The organism is Flavobacterium panacis (genome assembly GCF_024649945.1).
In the GTDB taxonomy this organism is placed as follows: Bacteria; Bacteroidota; Bacteroidia; order Flavobacteriales; family Flavobacteriaceae; genus Flavobacterium; species Flavobacterium panacis.
The window spans coordinates 1-4,265 of sequence record NZ_JANKMS010000025.1 but is presented as its reverse complement, the minus strand read 5'-3'; the positions used below and the strand labels follow the sequence as shown (position 1 = coordinate 4,265).

Here is a 4,265-nt window from a genome sequence, read left to right as displayed (position 1 = left end):
ATCTTGACCTGGTTGTCCTTCCTGCCGATGTATTCTATATTTCCATCAGGAAGCCAACGTGCAAGATCACCCGTCTTGTAAATTCTATCTCCTGCAACAAAAGGATTTGCTATGAACTTCTCAGCAGTCAATTCTTCTCGGTTCAGATAACCTCGCGCGACTCCTGCTCCTCCAACACATAATTCCCCGACAACCCCTATCGGTACTAAATCCAACGAAGCATTTAGAATATAGGCTACACGATTATTAATCGGCTTTCCTATTGGAAGATTCTTATCCGTTACTTTATCAATGCTGTAAGTCGTTGAAAAAGTAGTATTTTCTGTCGGGCCATAACCATTAATTATTTTAAGCTTTGGATAAAGTTCTCTTAACTTGTTTGTATAATTAAACAAGACTACATCCCCTCCTACTATTAAATAATTAAGAGGTCCAAAAATAGAAAAATCATCCTCCACTACCTGATGAAACCATGAAGCTGTCATCCACATAGTCGTAACCTTATATTTTATAATAAGTTTCTTAAGACTAGCGACATTTAGCAATTTATTTGTATCAGTTAATACTAATTGCCCTCCATTTAGCAAGGTGCCAAAAAATTCTATTGTAGTAGCATCAAAAGAAATAGATCCAGTTGATAACCACACCGTATCTGAATCAAGGGAAATATAATCACAACTTGTACACAAACTAACAATGTTTCCATCAGTAACCATCACCCCTTTTGGATTGCCTGTCGTTCCAGAAGTATACATAATATAAGCAACTGAATCTGATACTGCTTTATATAAAATTTCAGAAGAATTATAATTAAAAGATTTTGTTATATCCAAAGAAATAATAAATTCTGAAAAAGATAAGTCTGACACTAAAGATTCCTCTCTGTAAAGAAGAAAATTCACACTCGAATCCTCTAATATATAAGACAATCGTTGAGAAGGTAATGCGGGATCTAAAGGAATATAAGTACATCCTGATTTGAGGGTAGCTAATATACCAATAATCATATCAAAACCTCTGTTAAACAAAATTCCGATTCGTAAACCACTAGTCATCCCAATTGATTCAAAATAATGAACCAATTGATTCGACCTCTCATCCAGCTCTTTATAAGTCATTACATCATCTTCAAAAACCAATGCTGTAGCTTCCGGGGTTTTGATAACCTGAGCTTTGAACAAATCAACTATCGTTTTATCCTTAGGATACGATAATTCAGAAGTATTAAAAATAGTTAACAATTGATGCTCTTCTTCTCTTGTAAGCATAGAAAGACTGTCAATTGGCTGACCGATATTATTCACAACACCAATCAATAACTCTTTATAGTGCAATAATATACGTTCAATTGTGGACTTATCAAACAAAGCCGTACAATAGTCCATATCCAAAACAATATTATTTTGAGATTCAGATATATTTAGTGTCAAATCAAATTTCGAATTAAATGTATTAAGTTCATAACCTAAAAACATAATATTCTCTAAAGATGAATCACATGGACCTTCAGGTGTATTTTGCAATACAAACATCACCTGAAACAAAGGACTCATATTCATATTTCGGGTTGTAACAACTCTCTCTACCACTTTTTCAAAGGGAGCCAGCTGATGGTCATAACCATCCAGTGTAGTTTGCTTTACTCTTTCTAAAAGTTCCCTAAAACTTGGATTGCCGCTCATATCATTACGAATAGCAAGTGTATTGACGAAAAACCCTATCATACCTTCAAGCTCCGACTGGGTACGATTCGCTATTGGAGTTCCAACACAAATATCATCTTGACCGCTATAGCGGGACAACAATACTTTGAATGCAGACAATAAAACCATAAATAAGGTTACGCCTTCTTGTTGACATAAAGTATTTAAAGATCTACTAAGCTCCTTATCCAATACGAGAGAAACATTCGATCCCGCTGTATTCTGCACAGAAAGGCGAGGATAATCTGTTGGCAAAATCAATGTAGCCACATCTTTAAGTTTGTCTTCCCAATATCTTAACTGTGATTCAAGAACAATTCCTTCCAGATATTTTCTTTGCCAGATTGCATAATCAGAATATTGTAAAGTAAGTTCTGGTAAAACCGCAGGTCTCCCGGATTGAAAAGCACTGTAAAGCTCCATGAACTCATTTACCAAAATACCTTCTGACCAGCCATCACTGGCAATATGATGAAAGACGCAAGCCAATACATACTTCTCGTTGCCCAGATCATACAAACAACTTCTTAATTTATAATCTTTCGATAAATCAAAAGGAACCAACAAATAATCTTGCAGGCTGTTTTCAAACAGACTCTCATCAGTTACCTTTACAATATCCAGTTTCCAATCTTCTATACTTATTACTTCCTGATATGCTATACCATCCTCCGATAAAAGAATCGTGCGAAGTACCTCATGGCGCAAAACTATACTGCGTAATGTTTGCTCCAAGATCGCTTTGTCCACAGTTCCTTCTAGACGAAGGACGACAGGCATATGGTACGCAGCACTACCCTCTAACTGATCCAAAAACCACAATCGTTCCTGACTAAAAGATAATGGAATTCGCTGCGGACGAATCTCAGCAACAACAGCAGGTAATAAAGCTCCTATTGACTGGACTGATACGTGAGCAGCTAAAGCTGCTATAGAAGTATACACAAATATTTCTCGAATGTATACTTCAAGGAGCATCTCTTTACGAATCATCGACACCAATCGTGTTGCCAATAAACTATGGCCCCCAAGCTCAAAGAAGTTATCATGAATACCTACTTTCTCCACACCAAGCAGCTTCTCCCAGATCTCGGTCAGCTGTCTTTCGGTCTCTGTTCGTGGCGCTACATACTCCTTGCTCGACAAATCTGAACTCTCAGGATCCGGCAATATCCTTCTGTCCAGTTTACCATTAGAAGTTAATGGCATTTTTTCCAGTTCAACCCAAATCATAGGCACCATATACTCTGGCAAACTTGATTTTAATTGTGCTTGCAAATTCACTTTATCAAGCTTATCTTCTGCAACCACATAACCAACCAGACGTTTGTTTCCACTAGCATCCTCTTTCGCCAATACACAGCACTGACTGATTCCTGATATAGATGACAATACATTCTCAATCTCTCCCAATTCAATTCGATAACCCCGAATCTTAACCTGATTATCTTGCCTTCCGATTAACTCAAGATTACCATCAGGCAACCAGCGTGCCAAATCACCGGTCTTATAAATCCTTTCCCCTTTTACAAATGGATTTAATACAAATTTTTCCTGCGTTAGTTCTTCTCTGTTTAAATAACCTTGAGCAACCCCCGCTCCCCCAATACATAACTCTCCAATTATACCAACAGGTAAAAGCGTATTAAATTTGTTTAACACATAAAAACTATTGTTCCACAGAGGTTTACCAATTGGTACATTAACCAAACCATCAAGTGTACTAACATTATCTACTTCAAAATAAGAACTGTCAATTGTCGTTTCTGTAGTACCATAACTATTGATGATCCTCATTGAATGTCCAAATCTGATATACATTCTTTTAAAATCATTAACACTGCATAGATCAGAACCTAAAATCAAAAGATTCATCCAGTCATAGTCTAATCCCTGGTCATAGATATAATCCATCAATGGAATCAATAATCCGGGAGTACCTTCTAATATATTAACTCGGCTTTCCCAGATCAGTTTATACAATTGGGCGGGATCAAGTCGAAGATCAGAAGGACAAAGTATCATCTTGCCCCCAAACAACAAGCTTCTGCATAAATCACCTGAAAATACATCAAAAGAAAAGCTGGCCATTTGCAATAAACAAGTTGTACTATCCAGATTATAAGATCTTTCCCAGTTTAAAGCTATATTTAATAAACTTGTATGACTAATTCCAACTCCTTTTGGTCTACCTGTAGAACCTGATGTGTAAATACAATAGACTGTTTGTTGTGAATCCAAAGCTATATTTAAAGCTGTGACCGGTTGTTGTTTTATGATTTCTCTGCACAAATCTATCACAACTCCAGTAATCCTTGTTTTATCTTCGATTAAGAACTCATAGCTTTGCTGGGTAACAAAAAAGGATATACCACTGTCTTCTATAATGTAGTCAATACGATCTTGTGGATAATCAGAATCTATTGGTACATAAGCACCTCCGGATTTTAAAACTCCCAAAATAGCAACAATCATATCCAAACCACGCTCCAGACAAATACCTACAAGGGTATCGGCCTGTACGCCCTGTTCCCTCAAATAATGTCCCAATTGGTTGGACCT

General features: G+C 36.8%; 1 protein-coding gene. It reads right to left on the bottom strand.

The window, feature by feature from the left end; translation table 11 throughout:
- The coding region (locus NQQ59_RS25140; RefSeq protein WP_257698471.1) for an amino acid adenylation domain-containing protein at positions 1–4,265 on the bottom strand (4,265 nt) is incomplete at both ends.